This is a genomic window from Bradyrhizobium guangxiense, assembly GCF_004114915.1.
Taxonomy (GTDB): Bacteria; Pseudomonadota; Alphaproteobacteria; order Rhizobiales; family Xanthobacteraceae; genus Bradyrhizobium; species Bradyrhizobium guangxiense.
Genome location: NZ_CP022219.1, coordinates 1,416,736 through 1,435,921 on the forward strand (window position 1 = coordinate 1,416,736; position 19,186 = coordinate 1,435,921).

Sequence of the window (19,186 nt, forward strand, 5' to 3'; positions counted from 1 at the left end):
CTTCGCGAAAGCGAAGCCGGGTGAGGGGTACCTATCCTCACGAACGGTCTCACGAGTGGAGAGAACCCCTCATCCGGCGCTTCGCGCCACCTTCTCCCACAAGGGGAGAAGGGAAGAGGGCAGCTCACGCGCTACCTGAACACGTGCAGCGCCACATATTGCAGCAGCATGATCGCCTTGGCATCGATGATGCGGCCATCAGTGATCATCGCCAGTGCCTCGTCGATGCCGAGCTCCAGCACCTCGATGTCCTCGCCCTCGTGCTCGAGGCCGCCGCCGTCGCTCACCCGCATCTCCGGCTCGTATTCGGCGACGAAGAAATGCAGCTTCTCGGTGATGGCGCCGGGGCTCATGAAGGCCTCGAACACCTTGTGGACGTGGTGCAGGCGATAGCCGGTCTCTTCCTCCGCCTCGGCACGGATGCGGTCCTCGGGCTCGGCGTTGTCGAGCACGCCGGCGGCGGCCTCGATCAAGAGGTCTTCGTAGCCGCGGATGAAGGCGGGCAGGCGGAATTGCTTCACCAGGATCACCGTGCGCCGCGCGCGATTGTACGGCAGCACGGCGGCGGCGTTGTCGCGCTCATAGGTCTCGCGGTGCTGGGTCTGCCATTCACCGTTGGCGCGGCGGTACTCGAACGTGGTTTTCTTCAGCGTGGTCCAGCCGTCCGAGAGCACGCGGACGTCCTTGATGCGGACGCGGTCGGAAATGGTCATGGCTTGATCTCAATTGCTTGGCGTGGTCGCGCGGCCGTCCAGCCACTTCTGGAACATCACGGAGGTCGACAGCTCGAAGCCGAGCGAACCGTAGAACGCATTGGCCTGCGCGTTCTCGCGCCGGACCAGGAGCTGCAGCTTGGAAATGCCGGCCGCGCGCAGCCAGTCCTCGGCTGCCGCCATGATGACGCGGCCGAAGCCGCGTTTCCGGCTGTCGGGATCGACCGCGACGTAATAAACCCAGCCGCGATGGCCGTCATGGCCGACCATGACGGTCGCGACGATCGCGCCGCCCTCGCGGCCGACCAGCACGGTGGAGTTGTCGCGCCGCCGCGCCAGCGCGATGTCGGCATGCGGATCGTTCCACGGCCGCGTCAGGCCGCAGCGCTGCCATAGGGCAACCACGGGCTCGACATCGGCATCATTGATCGCATCGACCGCGAGCGGAGCAGGCGAGATCGGTGCGCTCACAGCACCTTCCCCGGATTCATGATGCCCAAGGGATCGAGCATCGCCTTGATCGCGCGCATCAGCTCGATCGCGGTCTTGTCCTTCACCTCGGGCAGCTCGTCGCGCTTGAGCACGCCGATGCCGTGCTCGGCGGAGATCGAGCCGCCCATGCGCAGCACGATCTCGAACACCACCGCGTTCACGTCGTGCCAGCGCGCCAGGTAATCGGCGGTGTCGGCGCCGATCGGCTGGCTGACATTGTAGTGCAGATTGCCGTCGCCGAGATGGCCGAACGGCACCGGCCGTGCGCCGGGGATCAGCTTCACCACGGCAGCATTGGCCTCGGCGATGAAGGCGGGCACCGCGGCGACCGGCACCGAGATGTCGTGCTTGATCGAGCCGCCCTCGGGCTTCTGCGCCGCCGACATCTCCTCGCGCAGCTTCCAGAAATCGTTGCGCTGGGTGAGATTGGCCGCGATCACGGCGTCGTCGACGATCTCCTCCTCCATGGCGCGGGTCAGGATCGTCTCCAGCGGCGTGCGGGCATCGTCGCCCGGCGAGGACAGTTCCATCAGCACGTACCAGGGATGCTTCTCCGCCAGCGGATCGCGCACGTCGATGCCGTGGCGGACCGAGAAATCCACCGCCATCTCCGAGAGCAGCTCGAAGCTCGTCAGCGCATTGGCGGCCTCGCCTTGCGCGATCGTCAGCAGCTTCAGCGCCGCCGCCGGCGATTTCAGCCCGACATAGGCGGTCTCGATTGCCCGCGGCTTCGGAAACAGCTTTAGTGTCGCCGCGGTGATGATGCCGAGCGTGCCTTCGGCGCCGATGAAGAGATTGTGCAGATTGTAGCCGGTGTTGTCCTTCTTCAGCTTCGACAGCACGTTGAGCACACGCCCGTCGGCGAGCACGACCTCCAGGCCCAGCGCCATCTCGCGCGCCACGCCGTAGGCGAGGGCGGCGGTGCCGCCGGCATTGGTGGAGAGATTGCCGCCAATGGTGCAGCTGCCTTCGGCGCCCAGCGACAGCGGAAACAGCCGGTCCACGTCGGACGCCTTCGCTTGCGCGACCTGCAGCACCACGCCGGCTTCGACCGTCATGGTGTTGGAGGCGGTGTCGACCTCGCGGATCTTGTCGAGCCGGCGCAGCGACACCACGACCTCGCCATTGTGCGGCGTCTGCCCGCCGACGAGCCCGGTGTTGCCGCCCTGCGGCACCAGCGCGATCCTGTGCGCGGAGGCGAGCTTGCAGATCGCGGAGACTTCGGCGGTCGAGCCCGGGCGCAGCACCAGCGGCGAGCGCCCGTGGAACAGGTTGCGCTCCTCGGTGACGTAGGGCTCGATGTCGTTTGCATCGGTGATGGCGTGACGGTCGCCGACGATCTTGCGGAATTGGTCGATCAGCTCGGGCGCAAGCGGAGGAGCGGCAGGCTTGTTGATGTTCATTGTCTCGTGTTCCACTCTTATCGCACCACGGCCGCGCGCCGCAGCCGGTCATTGATCGCTTCGCCCAGATCTTCCTCGGGAATCGTCATCACCGCAATCGCCCGCGGCCCCTTGGCATCCAGCTCGCGAAGATAGCCGAACAGATTGGCGGCGGCTTCATCGAGATCACCGCTGGGCGACAGATTCATGACGGCGGCTGCCGTCTCCATGCCGGGCAGGCGCGAAGGCCCGAACGCCAGCAGCGCCTCATCGGGCGCAACCTCCTGCGCGCGCAGGCGCACATGGGCGCGCGGCGCGTAATGCGAGGCCAGCATGCCCGGCGCCAGCGGCTGGCTGTCGTCGCTCTCGGCTTCCACCGGCGGCCGCGCCAGGCGTGCGCCCAGCACCGCCTCGATCCGCTCGCGCGACAGTCCGCCGGGGCGCAGCAGCATCGCCGTCTCGAAGCAGCCGACAATCGTCGATTCGACTCCGACCGCGACCGGCCCGCCGTCGACGATCAGGTCGATCCGCCCCGATAAGTCGCTCTCGACATGGGCGGCCAGCGTCGGCGAGACGTGGCCGGAGATATTTGCGGACGGCGCCACCACGGCCCCGCCGAACGCGCGCAGGATCGCCTGCGCCACCTCATGGGCGGGAATGCGGATCGCGACGGTGTCGAGGCCGGCGGTGGCGAGCTCCGCCACCGGGCAGTTCTCCGTCTTCGGCACCACCAGCGTCAGCGGCCCCGGCCAGAACGCCTTCGCCAGGCTCAGCGCGCGAGCATCGAACCGCCCGATCCGCTGCGCGGCCTCGAGGTCGGCGACATGGGCGATCAGCGGATTGAACGCCGGCCGCCCCTTGGCGGCGTAGAGATGGGCGATTGCCGTGGCATTGGCGGCGTCCGCTCCGAGCCCGTAGACCGTCTCGGTCGGAAACGCGACCAGCCCGCCGGCGGCCAAGGTGCGGGCAGCGGCCTCCGCGCCGGCCTCGCCGGCCGGTAAAATCAGCGTTTCAAGGCCCGTTTTCACAGGGACAAAATTCCTCATCTCGGCCGCTTGCGGTGCGTCAAACCCGACGCTATAAGCCGCCTTCTTGTCGGAGTGTGGCTCAGCCCGGTAGAGCACTGCGTTCGGGACGCAGGGGTCGCAGGTTCGAATCCTGCCACTCCGACCATTCTTCCAAAAGTTGACGTTTTCCAGAGGCTTGGCAGACCGGCCGCCGGCGCCTCGGAACGCCTTTCTGCAACGATTTTCGGAGCGGGTCCACGGCCGATTTGGCCCCCGCAGGGCGGCCTGTTGCGTCGGCATGGCTTGTCATGGGTCGACCTCGAGCGGCGAGCCTTGCGAGGTAGGTCAGAGGACGCCGCGCCGCCCTCATGGAATTCGAAGCGCCATCCCCTTGATGCGACCGCAATGACCGCGCGAACCGCCGCGGCCCACCGCATAGCTGCGTTCGGGATAACCGGTTGCTCTCCGGTCAGGCCGACGGCTAGATGAACGCACAGTCGATCGCGCGTTCGAGAGCACGATCGACCAATAAAAAACAGGGCTGGAAATCATGAACAAGAAAATCCTCGCACTCGTTGCAGCGTTTGGCTTTGCTGCTTCCGGATCGGCATGGGCCGCATGGCCGGACGACAAGCCGATCGAGGTCGTGGTTGGCTTCGCGCCGGGCGGCGGCACCGATGTCATGGCGCGCAAGCTGCTTCCCTTTGTCGAGCGCTCGCTCGGCGGCAAGGCGAAATTTGTCGTCCTGAACAAGCCCGGCGCCGGTGGAGAGATCGCGTTTGCGTCGATCGCGCGCGGGGCGCCCGATGGCTATGCGATCGGTGTCGTCAATGTGCCCGGCTACAACTTCCTGCCGATGACCCGCAAGACCCAATACACCACCGACGAGATTCGGCTGGTCGCACGGGTCGTCGAAGATCCGAACGTGATCGTGGTGCCCGCGGACAGCAGATTCCAGAATTTGCCTGATATCATTGCCGCGCTTCGCAGCAAGCCGGGGTCGGTGAGCTTCGGTCACAACGGCGCCGGCACGAACGGTCATCTGGCCATTCGCATGCTCGCGGCCGTCGCGAAGGTTGAGCCCAACGAAATCTCCTACAGAGGAACGGCGGCACAGCGCACCGATCTTTTGGGTGGGCATCTGGACGTCGGGATGGTCACTGTCAGCGAGATTCCCGAGTTGCATGGCACCAACAAGGGGCCACTTCGCGTCATTGCGATCCTGTCGAAGAAGCGCTTTGCAGCGCTGCCCGACGTTCCGACGGCCGAAGAGGTGGGCTTTCCGGTCATGACGACGGCCGAGCGCGGCTTTGCGGTCCCCAAGGGCGTTCCGGACGACATCGTGAAGAAACTGGAAGCCGGGATAGCCGAGGGCCTGCGTCATCCTGAGTACCTGACCGGTTCGCCCGGGGATGAGCCGGTGATCGCCTTCATGCCTGGCGCGGAGTGGCAGAAACGCCTCGACGCCATGTCCGAAGCCCTGCGTCCTTTCGCCGAGCAGATGCGGGCAAGCGAACAGAAGTGACCCCGTTGCACTCTGGCGCGGCTACCTTCGCGCCACCAGCACGCCTACCAGAAACGCCACCATCAGCGACGGCAGCGGGGCCTCGCGCACCATGCCGCGCACGATGTCCGGCCAATGCTGCTCCGGGACCAGTCGCGGCGAGCGCACGTTGGGCGTTGGATCGATGCCCCAGTGTGATGCGAGCTCCACGACTTCGCTTTGCGCAAGGCGCACGCCGTCGCGGACGCGGAAGATTGCGGCCTCGGAGCGTTCGCGCGGCGCGAGCTGCATCAGCGTCGCGACGGCCGTGCGCAACGTCATCTCGCCAAAACCCTGCAGCCTCACCTGCTCTTCGGGATCGGACGTCATGTGAAATCCCTCACCGCGCCAAATTCTTCACAACGCCAAATTCTTACAACGCAAAGTGGCGCGCGATGGTGAAGGCCGCCGCCGCGCACAGCACCAGCGTGGACACCGCGCCAGCCACGCCGCGCGCGAGATGGGCTCGCGTCAGGTGTCTCGTCATGATCATGCTCCATGCTCTGCATGGAAATGGCGGCGGTGGATCTTGGTTCCTGTGCGAGGAGCGCGAATCGGTGGAGCCGGCTACTTCCGCAGCAGCTCGCTCAGCGCCGCCGTCGCTTCGGCGCAGCGGATGTCGTCGATCTCCCGCGACAGGCTGAGCGCGCTCGACTTCAGCTCTTCGAGCTTCCAGCTGTCCGGATGCTGGCTTTCGAGCTCACCCAGACGCTTGTTCAGATCGTCCAGTTTCGATTGAAGCTGCCCGACGCTGGCCGCCCCATTCACATTCCAAACGCGTTGTGCACGCATCGTCGTTCCCCTGATAGTCTCACGGCCTTGTGAGAGCGGTTCGTGGCCGGAATGGGAGTTTGTTTTGTCCGGCTTCAGATCGCGGGGAACCGTTGCAAATTCGCAACGAAGTTCCCGGTTCTTTTCGTGAGCAAGTGCACGCCGCCGCAAGATGATACCGCAGGCACGGAATTTGATTGTGCCGTCGCGGCGATGGGGCGAGGCGGCCCTGTGCGCCTCGAACATGGCTCGATAGGCTTTGGCCCGAATGAACCTCCGGCACATGAAGGAATGACGCGTGGCAAGATTTGTGACTGTCGCAGCCGGCCAGCTTGGCCCGATCGCCAGAACCGAGAGCAGGACGGAGGTTGTGGCCCGGTTGATGGCCTTGATGCGCGTGGCGAAGGCCAGCGGCTGCGATCTGATCGTCTATCCCGAGCTCGCGCTGACGACATTTTTCCCGCGCTGGTACTTTGAAGATCAGGCGGAGATCGACAGCTTTTTCGAGCGAAAGATGCCGGGCCCTGAAACGCAGGCCCTGTTCGATCTCGCCCGCGAGCTCGGGATCGGCTTCTGCCTGGGCTATGCCGAGCTGACGGTCGAGGCCGACATCGTCCGGCGCTACAACACGTCCATCCTCGTCGACAAGAACGGCGTGATCGTCCTGAAATATCGCAAGGTCCATCTGCCCGGCCATGCCGAGCATGAACCGTGGCGGAAATTTCAGCATCTGGAAAAGCGCTATTTCGAGCCCGGCAGCGGCTTCGGCGTCGCCGATGCCTTCGGTGGCGTGATGGGCATGGCGATCTGCAATGATCGCCGCTGGAGCGAGACCTATCGGGTGATGGGGCTGCAGGGCGTCGAGATGGTGATGATCGGCTACAACACGCCGGTGCACAATCCGCCCGCACCCGAGCATGACGATCTCTCGCTGTTCCACAACCATCTGGTGATGCAGTCCGGCGCCTATCAGAACGGCACCTTCGTGGTCGGCGTCGCCAAGGCCGGCGTCGAGGAAGGCGTCGACCATATCGGCGGAAGCTGCATCATCGCGCCCTCCGGCGAGATCATCGCGCGATGCACGACCAAGGGCGACGAGCTTGCGCTGGCTAGGTGCGATCTCGATCTCTGCAATTCCTACAAGCGCACCACCTTCAATTTCGACGTCCACCGCCAGCCGCGGGCTTATGGGATGATCGTCGACCGGAAGGGCGTGAGCATGATGGCGGATGGTTCGCCGGTAGCGCCGAAACGGTGATCTCTCCTTCGTCATTCCGGGGCGATGCGAAGCAACGAGCCCGGAATCCATCGCGCCGCAAGACATGCCGCTCGATGGATTCTCAGTTGCACAGTTGCACATGGTTCGTCGCTGCGCGACACCCCGGAATGACGCCGCAAATTGCTGTGTCGCCCTCTGTCAATCCGGTCCGCCAAAAATATTCCACTTTACCGAAATTCGGAAATGGCGTATGTGTCGCCTATCCCGGCTCATCCTTGAGGGGCGATCATGTTGTCGTCACGATGCGCGAGCCGGGCTTGCGGTGGACGCGGCAGCTTCGGCACGAGACGGGGCGGGCAGGGCGGGTAGTCCCTGTGAGCCTGTATCCCGCGTGCAGACGAGCGGCGCTGTTCTATTCGTCGCGCCAACATTCTCTCGGCCATGTCGACAATGCCGGGAGACCCTGTGGCGTCAACGAATGCGCGTACGGCAAAACCGTGTGGTCCTGGCCGTCGTTGCTACGGTCAAGCCTTTCGAAGATGCGCGCGAGCCCAACCGGGCGGACGGCATCATCCAATTCGAACGGCGAGGGAGGCCAGAACGAACTCGGCTCCCGGGAGAGCACGGCATAAGCCGTCCGACCATCGCGCAGGGAAGGCCGTGTGTTGGGCTTCACCTGTATGCTGCTGTGCGGTCCTTTCTGCGTGTGCATTTCGCGCAGCGGACCGCGGGTGCCGCCGGCACCCGGCCTTCCCTGCGCCCTCTTGGCGAAGCGGGTGAAGCGATCAAGCAAAGCTCGGGCGGATCAAGCCGCGAGAACGGGAAGGCGTGTCTGCAGCCACAGATTCAGTGTCATCGCCCGCGGGGCCGGGCGATCCAGTCTTCCAGAGGCCGTTGTGATTGGACCGAGAGGGGCGACGTCCGGGAGCGCGGTCGGGACACGAGCAGGCCCGTCGCCGTTCGGGCGTCCGGCATTGTGCAATGCGGTTCGTTTACCAATCCCGCCCGGCTGCGATTTCCACCTCGCGGTTTTGCCGCGGCTGTAGTACTTTGGTCGCAACTGGACCCGGTTAACGGGCGGCAGGGGGAGACTGATGAGGCGTGCTGGGCTGTTTGGCGTACCGCGGGTACGGCCATGGTCGTGGCGGGCGTTTCTGCTCGGATTCGTCGTTGTTGTGGTGTCGGCTGCAGTCCAGGGCGTCTGTGTCGCGCTCGGCGCAAAGCTCTATTTCGCCGCGTTCCTGCCCAGCCTGTTCGTGCTCGGCCTCGTCGCGGGCGCCCCGGCGGCGGTGGTCGCCGCGCTGCTCACCATTCCCTTGGTGTGGTGGGCGTTCATTCCGCCCTTCTTCCAGTTCACGCCGTTATCCAGCGCGAATGCGGATTCCATCAACTTGTTCTGCCTGCTTGCCGTGCTCTTGATCGGCTTTGCCGATCTCTGCCGCGAGACGATGGTGATCGTCCGCCGCGGCGGATTGAGGTCTCCGGGCGAGAGCGCAGCAACGAATCCGCAATAGTTTCTCCTCGCCCCGCGCAGCGCGTTGCGTGCGCGCAACAGTCCGGCAACCATCCGCGCGCTTGCCGCGCGCCGCTAACTTTTCGAAAAAGATTTGGCCGCAGTTTCTCCCCCGGGAGTGACGAGGGAGTTTTCGGACATGAACGGCCACATCAACGGTCAAGCCATCCTGGAGAACGTGCGCCGCTATCGCGGCATCGCATCGCTCTATCGCCAGACCGCTGCATTCCGCCCGGGCCAAAGCTGGTCGCTGCTGGAGCAGGCGAAGGATTGGGAAGCGCGCGCGCTGTCGGAGCTGGAAGCCTATTTCGCCACGCGCGCGGACTACGCCGCTTCGCTGGCGGCCTGATCGTTAACGGCCCGCGCGGCCGCGAGCCGGCCCGGGGCTGGCGCGATCGCCCACGGGGCGATTACGGAGTTGTCGCCGCGCCCTTCTGTGCTAGCAACGGGCCGATCGAAATCTCCTTCACGTCGGCCGGGGCAAATGATGACCACGTTCAACCGCATCTTCACGACGGAGCGCCTGCTCCAGATCATCGTGATCCTGGCGGCCACCGTCGCCATGAAGCTGATGAGCTGAGCGCGGGCAGACTATCGTCCGCCGAGCTCGGGCACGTCGGGCAGATAGTTCGATCCCTCCGAGCCGAGAAAATCGAACATCGCCTGCGCCGGCGGCAGCAGCACCTTGTCGCTGCGGCGGATCACGTACCATTGCCGCACGATCGGCAGGCCCGCGACGTCGAGCACGACGAGCCGGCCCTCGGCGAGTTCATGCGCCACCGTGTGGGCCGAGATGAAGGCGATGCCGAGCCCGGCAATGACAGCCTGCTTGATGGTCTCGTTGCTGCTCATCTCCATGCCAATGATCGGCTCGAGATCGGACTTCTGGAACATGCCCTCCATCAGTGTCCGCGTGCCCGAGCCGGGCTCGCGGGTGAGGAAGGTCTCGTGCACGAGATCGGTCAGGTTGAGGCCGGAATCCTTTTCCAGCCAGTGCCCCTTGCGCGCGACGATGATGTGCGGATTGCGCCCGAGCTGGCGGACATCCACGGTGACGTCGGCCGGTGGCCGACCCATCACCGCGAAATCGAGGTCGTAGCCGTGCATGGCCTCGCGGATCTCCTCGCGATTGCCGATGGTGAGCTTGATCTCGATCTTGGGGTAGCGCTTGGAGAACGCCGCGATCGCATGAGGCACGAAATATTTCGCGGTCGAGACCGCGCCGAGTTGCACGGTGCCGCCGGTCCTCCCCGCGAGCAGGTCGAGCGCGCCCTGGCAGTCCATGATGGCGGCCTCGACTCGCTCGGCCAGCGCCAAAACCTCCTTGCCCGCCTCGGTCAGCAGCATGCCGTCGCCGGTCCGCTGCACCAGCGGCAGGCCGGCGAGGTCCTGAAGCTGCCGGAGCTGCTGGGTCACGGCCGGCTGCGTCAGCCCGAGATGGCCGGAGGCGGCCGTCACGCTGCCTTTGGCCGAGAGCGCCGCGAGGGAGCGCAGCTGCCGGATCGTTAGATGCCGAAGCTGGGCCGCCGCATGGCCGGAGCCATTATAAGAAAATTCTTTGACGCTCATTATGAATAGAAATTTTCCTTATTAAGCTGCCCCTGTCAATCTCCTGATGCCGGGACGGACTGCACCGACCTCCAGCGGGAGGCAATCGAATGCGGCGCCGGAAAAGGGGATGGACGCAGATGACCGGGCAACTCAGGCTGGACGACCACCTTCAACGGTATTCCGAGACCGCGCCGCACGCGCTGCTCGTGGCGGACGCAGTCGATGCCATCGCGGCGGCGGCCATCGAGATCGCCGACCTCATCGCCACCGGCGATCTCGCGGACGCCTCCGGCCTGACGACGGGGCGCAACAGCGACGGCGACATCCAGCGCGATCTCGACGTGCAGGCGGATGCGATCCTGCGCCGCTGCCTCAGCACGTTGCCGATCGCCGCGCTCGCTTCGGAAGAGATGCGCGAGGCCCAGATCGTCGATCGCGCGGCAAAGATCTGCGTCGCGATCGATCCGCTCGACGGCTCCTCCAACATCGACATCAACATGACGGTCGGCACGATCTTCTCGATCCTGCCCGCCCCGGACGATCTCTCGCTTGCCTTCCATCAGCGCGGTTCGGCGCAGCTTGCGGCGGGCTTCGTCACCTACGGCCCGCAGACTTCGCTGGTGCTGACGCTCGGCGAGGGCGTCGATATCTTCACGCTCGACCGCAAGGCCGGCTGCTTCCGTCTCGCGCGCAGCGGGGTGCAGATCGTCGAGGCCTGCGAGGAGTTTGCGATCAACGCCTCGAACCGCCGGCACTGGGATCCGCCGGTGCGCGCCTTCATCGACGAATGTCTCACCGGCGTCGAAGGGCCCGCCAACCATGATTTCAACATGCGCTGGGTCGGCTCGCTGGTCGCCGAGGCCTATCGCATCCTCACCCGCGGCGGCATCTTCCTCTATCCCTCGGACGCGCGTCCCGGCTACGGCGACGGCCGCCTGCGCCTGACTTACGAGGCGCACCCGATGGCGATGATCATCGAGCAGGCCGGCGGCTCGGCCTCGACCGGGCGCGAGCGCATCCTCGACCTTTCCGCGCAGAGCCTGCATCAGCGCGTGCCCCTGATCATGGGCTCGAGCAACGAGGTGCGGCGTGTCGAGGAGCTGCATTGCGATCCGCTGCTGGTCGCCAGCGTCTCCGCGCCGCTGTTCGCGCGGCGCGGATTCTTCCGGCTCTGAGCGAGGTGTCCCATGTCCAGGAAGCATCCGATCATCTCCATCACCGGCTCCTCCGGCGCCGGCACCACCTCGGTCAAGAAGACTTCGAGCAGATTTTTTTCGCGAGAAGGTCAACGCGGTCTACATCGAGGGTGATGCCTTCCACCGCTACGACCGCGCCGAGATGCGCACGCAGATGGCGAAAGGGGGCCGAGCGCGGCAACAAGCATTTCAGCCATTTCAGCCCCGAGACCAACCTGTTCGAGGAGCTGGAGCGCGCGTTCCGCGACTACGGCGAGACCGGCACGGCGGTGACGCGGCACTATGTCCACGACGCCGAGGAATCCGCACTGCATGGCACGGCGCCCGGCACTTTCACCGACTGGAAGCAACTGCCGGAGAACTCCGACCTGTTGTTCTACGAGGGCCTGCACGGCGCCGTCGTCACCGACAAGGTCAATGTCGCGCGCTATGCCGATCTCAAGATCGGCGTCGTGCCCGTCATCAACCTCGAATGGATTCAGAAGCTGCACCGCGACCGCAGCGCGCGCGGTTATTCGACCGAGGCGGTCACCGACACCATCCTGCGGCGGATGCCCGACTACATCCACTATATCTGCCCGCAATTCACCGAGACCGACATCAACTTCCAGCGCGTGCCGACGGTGGACACGTCCAATCCGTTCGTGGCGCGCTGGATCCCGACGCCGGACGAATCGATGGTCGTGATCCGCTTCAAGAATCCACGCGGCATCGACTTCCCCTATCTGCTCTCGATGCTGCCGCAGAGCTGGATGTCGCGCGCGAATTCGATCGTCTGCCCCGGCGCCAAGCTCGATCTGGCGATGCAGCTGATCCTGACGCCGCTGATCATGCAGCTGATTGAGCGCAAGCGCAGCCTGAAGTGAACGAGGAGAGAATCCGATGAACATCTCCGTCCACGCCGAAGCCGACCTGACGGCGGTCACGCACAATGATCTCGCCAACGCCGTCCGCTTCCTCGCGGTCGACGCCATCGAGACCTCGCAGTCGGGTCATCCCGGCCTGCCGATGGGCATGGCCGATGTTGCAACCGTGCTGTTCTCGCGCTTCCTGAAATTCGACTCGGCGCATCCCAATTGGCCGGACCGCGATCGCTTCGTGCTGTCGGCGGGCCATGGCTCGATGCTGCTCTACGCGCTGCTGCATCTGACCGGCGGCGACGTTAGCCTCGACGACATCAAGGCTTTCAGGCAATGGGGCTCGAAGACGCCGGGGCACCCCGAATATCGTCATACGCCCGGCGTCGAGACCACGACGGGACCGCTGGGGCAGGGGATCGCGACCGCGGTCGGCATGGCGCTCGCCGAGCGGATGGCCAATGCGCGGCATGGTGACGGCCTTGTCGATCACTTCACCTATGTGATCGCCGGCGACGGCTGCCTGATGGAAGGCATCAGCCAGGAGGCGATCTCGCTGGCCGGCCATCTCGGGCTCGGCCGGCTGATCGTGCTGTTCGACGACAACGGTATCTCGATCGACGGGCCGACGTCGCTGGCAACGTCCGACGACCAGCTCGCGCGTTTCGCCGCCTCCGGCTGGTCCGTGCGCCGCGTCGACGGGCATGATCCCGAGGCCGTTGCACAAGCGATTGCGGAGGAGCGGGAGACCGCAAAGCCGTCGCTGATCGCCTGCCGCACCATCATCGGCTACGGCGCGCCTGATAGGCAGGGCACCGAGAAGGCGCATGGCGCGCCGCTCGGCGCCGAGGAGACCGCGGCGGCGCGCCGGACGCTGGGCTGGGACTATCAGCCCTTCGTCGTGCCTGTCACGATCCAGAAGGCGTGGCGGATGATCGGGCAGCGCGGACAGGTCGATCGCCTCGCCTGGCTCGATCGCTACGAAGACGCGACGCCCGAGCAGCGCGATCTGTTCGTCGAGGGCAAGGCCGTCGCTCTGCCTGCCGCCTATGCGCTGGCCGCCGCGAAATTGCGCGAGCGCTTTGCCAGTGAGCGGCCGAAGCTCGCGACGCGGCAGGCCTCGCAACAGGTGCTTGACGGCATCGCCGGGACCATCCCAGTTCTGGTCGGCGGCTCTGCGGACCTGACGCATTCGAACCTGACGCACGCCAAGGCGCAGGCTCCCGTCACGCGCGGCGCGTTCGCCGGCGACTACATCCACTACGGCATTCGCGAGCACGGCATGGCCGCCGCGATGAATGGCCTCGCGCTCCATGGCGGCTTCATCCCCTATGGCGGCACGTTCCTCGCGTTCTCCGACTACAGCCGGCCAGCGATCCGCCTTGCGGCGCTAATGCGGCTGCGCGCCATCCACGTGATGACCCACGACTCCATCGGCCTCGGCGAGGACGGCCCGACGCACCAGCCGGTCGAGCATCTCGCGGCGTTGCGCGTCATTCCCAACCTGCTCGTGTTCCGTCCCGCCGACGCGGTGGAGACGCTGGAGGCCTGGGACTGTGCACTCAGCTCCGAGAATCGTCCGTCTGTGCTGTGCCTGTCGCGGCAGGCCTTGCCGACGTTCCGCAGCGATGCCCGCGGCAAGAACCGCGTCGCGCGCGGTGCCTATCTCGTGGTCTCGCCGGATGGCGGCCGCGACGTGACGCTGATGGCGACCGGCTCGGAAGTATCGATCGCGCTGGAGGCCGCGCGCCTGCTCGCAACCGAGCACATCCGAGCAGCCGTGGTGTCCGCGCCTTGCTTCGCTCTGTTCGAGGAGCAACCGGATGATTACCGCGCCGCTGTGCTCGGTAGCGCGCCGCGCGTCGGGATCGAGGCGGCCGTCGCCGGCGACTGGCATCGCTGGATCGGCGCCGACGGCGAGTTCGTCGGCATGCGCGGCTTCGGGGCCTCGGCGCCGGCGCCGGTGCTCTACCGCGAATTCGGCATCACCCCACAGAGCATTGCAGAGGCGGCCCGCCGGGCGATCGCCCGCAAGAGCCAATAAGGAGGACGACCCTTGGCCCGTATCACCCTTCGCCAACTGCTCGACCACGCCGCGTCCCATGGCTACGCGGTACCGGCATTCAACATCAACAACATGGAACAGGGCATCGCGATCATGCAGGCCGCGGCCGAGGTCGACGCGCCCGTCATCATGCAGGCCTCGCGCGGCGCGCGCAGCTATGCCGGCGATCTCATGCTCTCGCACATGATCGACGCGCTGGAGCGGACCTATCCGGACATCCCGCTCTGCATGCATCAGGACCACGGCAATGACGAAGCGACCTGTGCGTCCGCCATCGCCCACGGCTTCACGTCGGTCATGATGGACGGCTCGCTCAAGACCGATGCCAAGACGGCGGCCGACTACGACTACAACGTCGCGATCACTCGCCGCGTCGTCGACCTCGCGCACTGGGTCGGCGCCTCCGTCGAAGGCGAGCTCGGCGTGCTCGGCTCGCTCGAACATGGCGGCGGCGAACAGGAGGACGGCCACGGCGTTGAGGGCAAGGTCAGCCACGACCAGCTCCTGACCGATCCCGACCAGGCGGTCGACTTCGTTCGCGCCACCAAGGTCGATGCGCTCGCCATCGCGATGGGCACCTCGCACGGCGCCTACAAATTCAGCCGCAAGCCGGACGGCGACATCCTGGCGATGCGGGTGGTCGAGGAAATCCACCGCCGCCTGCCGAACACGCATCTGGTCATGCACGGCTCCTCCTCGGTGCCGCAGCCGCTGCAGGACATGTTCAACCAGTTTGGCGGCGAGATGCCCCAGACATGGGGCGTCCCGGTCGAGGAGATCGTCCGCGGCATCCGAAGCGGGGTGCGCAAGGTCAATATCGACACCGATTGTCGCCTCGCGATGACCGCCGTATTCCGCAAGGTCGCCGCGCAGAGCCGCAACGAGTTCGACCCGCGCAAATTCCTCAAGCCCGCGATGGACGCGATGCGCGAGCTTTGCCGCGAGCGTTTCGAGCAGTTCGGAACCGCGGGCCATGCCAGCAAGATCAAGGTGGTCCCGATGAGCGAGATGGCGCGTCGCTATCGCGCCGGCGAGCTCGACCCGCGCGTCGACGCCCGCGAGTCCGTGGCGGCCTAATCAATCAGAAAGAGCAGAGAAAAGAGCAGGAGAGAGACATGAACGCACATGCAGGCACGGTTCGCGGCAAAGAGCGCTATCGCTCCGGCGTGATGGAATACAAGCGCATGGGCTATTGGGAGCCCGACTACACGCCGAAGGACACCGACGTCATCGCGCTGTTCCGCGTCACGCCGCAGGAGGGCGTCGACCCCATCGAGGCCTCTGCTGCGGTGGCCGGAGAATCCTCGACCGCGACCTGGACGGTGGTGTGGACCGATCGCCTGACCGCGGCCGAGAAATATCGCGCCAAGTGCTATCGCGTCGATCCGGTCCCGGGCTCGCCGGGCTCATACTTCGCCTACATCGCCTATGATCTCGACCTGTTCGAGCCGGGCTCGATCGCGAACCTGTCGGCCTCGATCATCGGCAACGTGTTCGGCTTCAAGCCGCTGAAGGCGTTGCGCCTGGAAGACATGCGCTTCCCGGTTGCCTATGTGAAGACGTTCCAGGGACCGGCGACCGGCATCGTGGTCGAACGCGAACGCCTCGACAAGTTCGGCCGGCCGCTGCTGGGTGCGACGGTGAAGCCGAAGCTCGGTCTCTCGGGCCGCAATTACGGCCGCGTCGTCTACGAGGCGCTGAAAGGTGGGCTCGATTTCACCAAGGACGACGAGAACATCAACTCGCAGCCCTTCATGCATTGGCGCGACCGCTTCCTCTACTGCATGGAGGCGGTGAACCGCGCACAGGCGGCCTCCGGCGAGGTGAAGGGCACTTACCTGAATGTCACCGCGGGCACGATGGAGGACATGTACGAGCGCGCCGAGTTCGCCAAGGAGCTCGGGTCATGTATCGTCATGATCGACCTCGTGATCGGCTACACCGCGATCCAGTCGATGGCGAAATGGGCGCGGCGCAACGACATGATCCTGCATCTGCACCGTGCCGGCCATTCGACCTATACGCGGCAGAAGAGCCATGGCGTGTCGTTCCGCGTCATCGCGAAGTGGATGCGGCTTGCCGGTGTCGACCACATCCATGCCGGCACGGTGGTCGGCAAGCTCGAAGGCGACCCCAACACCACACGCGGCTACTACGACGTCTGCCGCGAGGATTTCAACCCGACCAAGCTCGAGCATGGCATCTTCTTCGACCAGCACTGGGCGAGCCTGAACAAGATGATGCCGGTCGCCTCCGGCGGCATCCATGCCGGCCAGATGCATCAGCTGCTCGATCTCCTGGGCGAAGACGTCGTACTGCAATTCGGCGGCGGCACCATCGGCCATCCCATGGGGATTGCGGCCGGCGCGACCGCCAACCGCGTGGCGCTGGAAGCGATGATCCTCGCCCGCAACGAGGGCCGCGACTACGTCCACGAGGGCCCGGAGATCCTGGCCAAGGCGGCCGAGACCTGTACGCCGCTGAAGGCGGCGCTCGAGGTCTGGAAGGACGTCACCTTCAACTATCAATCCACCGACACGCCGGACTTCGTGCCGACGGCGCTGGAAACCGTCTGAGGAGATCGACATGAAGCTGACCCAGGGTTGTTTCTCATACTTGCCTGATCTGACCGACGACCAGATCTACAGCCAGGTGCAATACTGCCTCGCCAATGGTTGGGCGGTGAACATCGAGTTCACTGAGGATCCGCATCCCCGTAATACCTATTGGGAAATGTGGGGCCTGCCGATGTTCGACCTCCAGGATGCCGCCGGCGTGATGATGGAGCTCGCCGAATGTCGCAGGGTCTATGGCGATCGCTACATCCGGATCAGCGGCTTCGATTCCAGCCATGGCTGGGAATCGGTCCGGATCTCCTTCCTCGTCAACCGGCCGCCACGAGAGGCGGAGTTCGAACTGGTGCGACAGGAGGTCGGCGGCCGCGCGATCCGTTACACCACTGTGCGCCGGCAGGCCGCGCACGCGTCGACTTGACTATCCGCTTCCGCGCGGAGCCCTCCCTGCTCCGCATCCTTGGCGGACCAACTGCTTCGCCGCCTCCCTCGCGGCGAAGCCCTTTTTCGAGGCCCCGATGCTCGATGTGCCCCACGCAACGACGACCGAGCCCAACGAGACCCATTTCGATCTCCGCAAGGAGGCCGAAGCGGCCGGAATCACCGGCACGCTGCAGCAGCTCGAGCAGGAGCTGGTCGGATTAAAGCCGGTGAAGAGCCGCGTGCGTCAGATCGCCTCACTGCTGCTGATCGAACGTATCAGGCAGCGCGCGGGCCTGGCCTCCGCGCCGCCGACGCTGCACATGTCGTTCACCGGAAATCCCGGCACCGGCAAGACCACGGTGGCGCTGCGCATGGCAAAGATCCTGCACGGTCTCGGCTTCGTGCGGCGCGGGCAGGTGATCTCAGTGACGCGCGACGATCTCGTCGGCCAATATATCGGCCACACCGCGCCGAAGACGAAGGAGATCTTGAAGAAGGCGATGGGCGGCGTGCTGTTCATCGACGAAGCCTATTACCTGCATCGCCCCGACAACGAGCGGGATTACGGTCAGGAGGCGATCGAGATCCTGCTCCAGGTGATGGAGAACCAACGCGAGGACCTCGTCGTCATTCTCGCCGGCTATGGCGAGCGCATGACGAGCTTCTTCGCTTCCAATCCCGGCTTCCGCTCACGCATCGCCCACCACATCGAATTCCCCGACTATGCCGAGGCCGAGCTGCTGGTCATTGCCGAGCTGATGCTGAAGGAGCGCGGCTATCGCTTCTCGGTGCCGGCGCGCGAAGCGTTCGAGAGATACATCGCACTGCGCCGGACGCAGCCGTTCTTCTCCAACGCGCGCTCGATCCGCAACGCCGTCGATCGCATCCGGCTGCGGCAGGCCGATCGCCTGGTGTCCGATCTCGATCGCATGCTCGATGTCGCGGACCTCGAGACCATTGATCCCATGGACGTCCTGGCGAGCCGAGTCTTCAGCGGCGGCGCCGATGTGCGGAGTGCAAAGCCATGACCAGAGAGATCATGATCGCTCCTTCGATCCTGGCCGCAGACTTCGCGCGCCTCGGCGAGGAGGTCGCAGCAATCGACGCGGCCGGCGCCGACTGGATCCATTGCGACGTCATGGACGGACACTTCGTGCCGAACATCAGCTTCGGCGCCGACGTCATCAAGGCGATCCGGCCGATGACGACGAAGATCTTCGACGTCCATCTCATGATCGCCCCTGCCGATCCTTACCTCGAAGCTTTCGCGAAAGCCGGAGCCGATATCATCACCGTTCATGCCGAAGCCGGCGCCCATCTCGACCGTTCGCTTCAGGCGATCCGCGCGCTCGGCAAGAAAGCCGGCGTCAGCCTGTGTCCCGCCACTCCCGAGAGCGCGATCGCCTATGTGCTCGACCGCGTCGACCTCGTGCTGGTGATGACGGTCAATCCAGGATTTGGCGGCCAGTCCTTCCTCGAGTCCCAGCTCGAGAAGATCGAGCGGATCAGAGCCATGATCGGCGACCGGCCGATCCGGCTCGAGGTCGACGGCGGTATCACGCGCGACAACGCCGCCGCCGTGGCGGCAGCGGGCGCCGATACGCTGGTAGCGGGTTCCGCGGTTTTTCGCGGCAAGAGCGTTGCGGAATATGGCGCAAATATCGGGGCTATTCGCATCGCCGCCGAGACGGGGCGGGTTCCGCACCTGCAAGATAGTTCTGCGCAACGGATGCGCGTAGGCGATGGAGGCCGTATCCGGTAGACTGCGCGAGGCCGAGCGTTGGCAGACCCAATCTGGAACTTTGACCTGAGTACGCCTTTCCTAAGAGCGAGCCAAGGCCAGGCGCGCGGTGGCGCAGCAAATCTTTTGCACAACCGCCA

General features: G+C 65.3%; 18 protein-coding genes, 1 tRNA gene and 1 pseudogene. 13 read left to right on the plus strand and 7 right to left on the minus strand.

What is annotated here, in order from left to right:
• Positions 1-131 precede the first annotated feature (131 nt).
• Genes X268_RS06670 through X268_RS06685 form a run of 4 tightly spaced genes read right to left on the minus strand, consistent with a single transcriptional unit; the run spans position 132 to position 3,615 of the window.
• Positions 132-713, minus strand: coding sequence for an NUDIX hydrolase (locus X268_RS06670; protein ID WP_128924194.1), 582 nt, complete (start codon positions 711-713; stop codon positions 132-134).
• 9 nt (positions 714-722) lie between these two features.
• Positions 723-1,172, minus strand: a complete 450-nt coding sequence (locus tag X268_RS06675; protein ID WP_128929167.1) for a GNAT family acetyltransferase — start codon at positions 1,170-1,172, stop codon at positions 723-725.
• Positions 1,173-1,180: 8 nt separating this feature from the next.
• A complete protein-coding gene (locus X268_RS06680) occupies positions 1,181-2,608 on the minus strand; it encodes an FAD-binding oxidoreductase (RefSeq protein ID WP_128924195.1) in 1,428 nt (475 codons plus the stop codon).
• A 17-nt stretch (positions 2,609-2,625) separates the two neighbouring features.
• A complete protein-coding gene (locus X268_RS06685; protein ID WP_128924196.1) occupies positions 2,626-3,615 on the minus strand; it encodes an L-threonylcarbamoyladenylate synthase in 990 nt (329 codons plus the stop codon).
• A 68-nt stretch (positions 3,616-3,683) separates the two neighbouring features.
• Here X268_RS06685 and X268_RS06690 point away from each other — a divergent pair.
• A tRNA-Pro gene (locus X268_RS06690) sits at positions 3,684-3,760 on the plus strand.
• A 384-nt stretch (positions 3,761-4,144) separates the two neighbouring features.
• Positions 4,145-5,119, plus strand: coding sequence for a tripartite tricarboxylate transporter substrate binding protein (locus X268_RS06695; RefSeq protein ID WP_128924197.1), 975 nt, complete (start codon positions 4,145-4,147; stop codon positions 5,117-5,119).
• A 21-nt stretch (positions 5,120-5,140) separates the two neighbouring features.
• Here the strand turns inward: X268_RS06695 and X268_RS06700 are convergent, their stop codons facing one another.
• Together X268_RS06700 and X268_RS39960 are read right to left on the minus strand one after the other, a co-directional pair.
• Positions 5,141-5,467, minus strand: a complete 327-nt coding sequence (locus X268_RS06700; RefSeq protein WP_128924198.1) for a hypothetical protein — start codon at positions 5,465-5,467, stop codon at positions 5,141-5,143.
• Positions 5,468-5,704: 237 nt separating this feature from the next.
• Positions 5,705-6,154 carry a hypothetical protein gene (locus tag X268_RS39960; RefSeq protein ID WP_245477798.1) on the minus strand — a complete coding sequence of 150 codons (450 nt, stop codon included), beginning with the start codon at positions 6,152-6,154 and terminating at the stop codon, positions 5,705-5,707.
• Positions 6,155-6,206: 52 nt separating this feature from the next.
• On the opposite strand from X268_RS39960, the gene X268_RS06710 reads away from it, so the two are divergent.
• The 3 genes from X268_RS06710 (at position 6,207) to X268_RS06730 (ending at position 8,989) form a co-directional block, all read left to right on the plus strand.
• The gene (locus X268_RS06710) at positions 6,207-7,166 is read left to right on the plus strand and encodes an N-carbamoyl-D-amino-acid hydrolase (RefSeq protein WP_128924199.1); all 960 of its coding nucleotides are present in this window, start codon (positions 6,207-6,209) and stop codon (positions 7,164-7,166) included.
• Positions 7,167-8,221: 1,055 nt separating this feature from the next.
• On the plus strand, positions 8,222-8,641 hold the full coding sequence (locus X268_RS06725) for a DUF4118 domain-containing protein (protein ID WP_128924200.1): 420 nt from the start codon (positions 8,222-8,224) through the stop codon (positions 8,639-8,641).
• 138 nt (positions 8,642-8,779) lie between these two features.
• Positions 8,780-8,989, plus strand: a complete 210-nt coding sequence (locus tag X268_RS06730; protein ID WP_128924201.1) for a hypothetical protein — start codon at positions 8,780-8,782, stop codon at positions 8,987-8,989.
• Positions 8,990-9,231: 242 nt separating this feature from the next.
• Here X268_RS06730 and X268_RS06735 read toward each other — a convergent pair whose 3' ends face one another.
• The gene (locus X268_RS06735) at positions 9,232-10,209 is read right to left on the minus strand and encodes a LysR family transcriptional regulator (protein WP_128924202.1); all 978 of its coding nucleotides are present in this window, start codon (positions 10,207-10,209) and stop codon (positions 9,232-9,234) included.
• A 119-nt stretch (positions 10,210-10,328) separates the two neighbouring features.
• On the opposite strand from X268_RS06735, the gene X268_RS06740 reads away from it, so the two are divergent.
• The 8 genes and pseudogenes from X268_RS06740 to rpe all read left to right on the plus strand — a co-directional run bounded on the left by X268_RS06740 (position 10,329) and on the right by rpe (position 19,067).
• The gene (locus X268_RS06740) at positions 10,329-11,366 is read left to right on the plus strand and encodes a class 1 fructose-bisphosphatase (protein WP_128924203.1); all 1,038 of its coding nucleotides are present in this window, start codon (positions 10,329-10,331) and stop codon (positions 11,364-11,366) included.
• 12 nt (positions 11,367-11,378) lie between these two features.
• Positions 11,379-12,253: pseudogene (locus tag X268_RS06745) on the plus strand (phosphoribulokinase).
• A gap of 16 nt (positions 12,254-12,269) precedes the next feature.
• Positions 12,270-14,288 (plus strand): transketolase, encoded by a 2,019-nt coding sequence (tkt, locus tag X268_RS06750; RefSeq protein WP_128924204.1) that lies wholly within the window; start codon positions 12,270-12,272, stop codon positions 14,286-14,288.
• 12 nt (positions 14,289-14,300) lie between these two features.
• Positions 14,301-15,386 carry a class II fructose-bisphosphate aldolase gene (gene fba / locus X268_RS06755; RefSeq protein WP_128924205.1) on the plus strand — a complete coding sequence of 362 codons (1,086 nt, stop codon included), beginning with the start codon at positions 14,301-14,303 and terminating at the stop codon, positions 15,384-15,386.
• A 38-nt stretch (positions 15,387-15,424) separates the two neighbouring features.
• Complete coding sequence (locus X268_RS06760) at positions 15,425-16,885, plus strand: form I ribulose bisphosphate carboxylase large subunit (protein ID WP_128924206.1); 1,461 nt, start codon at positions 15,425-15,427, stop codon at positions 16,883-16,885.
• A 10-nt stretch (positions 16,886-16,895) separates the two neighbouring features.
• Positions 16,896-17,303 (plus strand): ribulose bisphosphate carboxylase small subunit, encoded by a 408-nt coding sequence (locus X268_RS06765; protein WP_128924207.1) that lies wholly within the window; start codon positions 16,896-16,898, stop codon positions 17,301-17,303.
• Between the two features lie 97 nt (positions 17,304-17,400).
• Positions 17,401-18,333, plus strand: coding sequence for a CbbX protein (cbbX, locus tag X268_RS06770; RefSeq protein ID WP_128924208.1), 933 nt, complete (start codon positions 17,401-17,403; stop codon positions 18,331-18,333).
• A complete protein-coding gene (gene rpe, locus X268_RS06775) occupies positions 18,330-19,067 on the plus strand; it encodes a ribulose-phosphate 3-epimerase (RefSeq protein WP_128924209.1) in 738 nt (245 codons plus the stop codon). The genes cbbX and rpe overlap by 4 nt, the downstream gene beginning before the upstream one ends.
• Positions 19,068-19,186 lie beyond the last annotated feature (119 nt).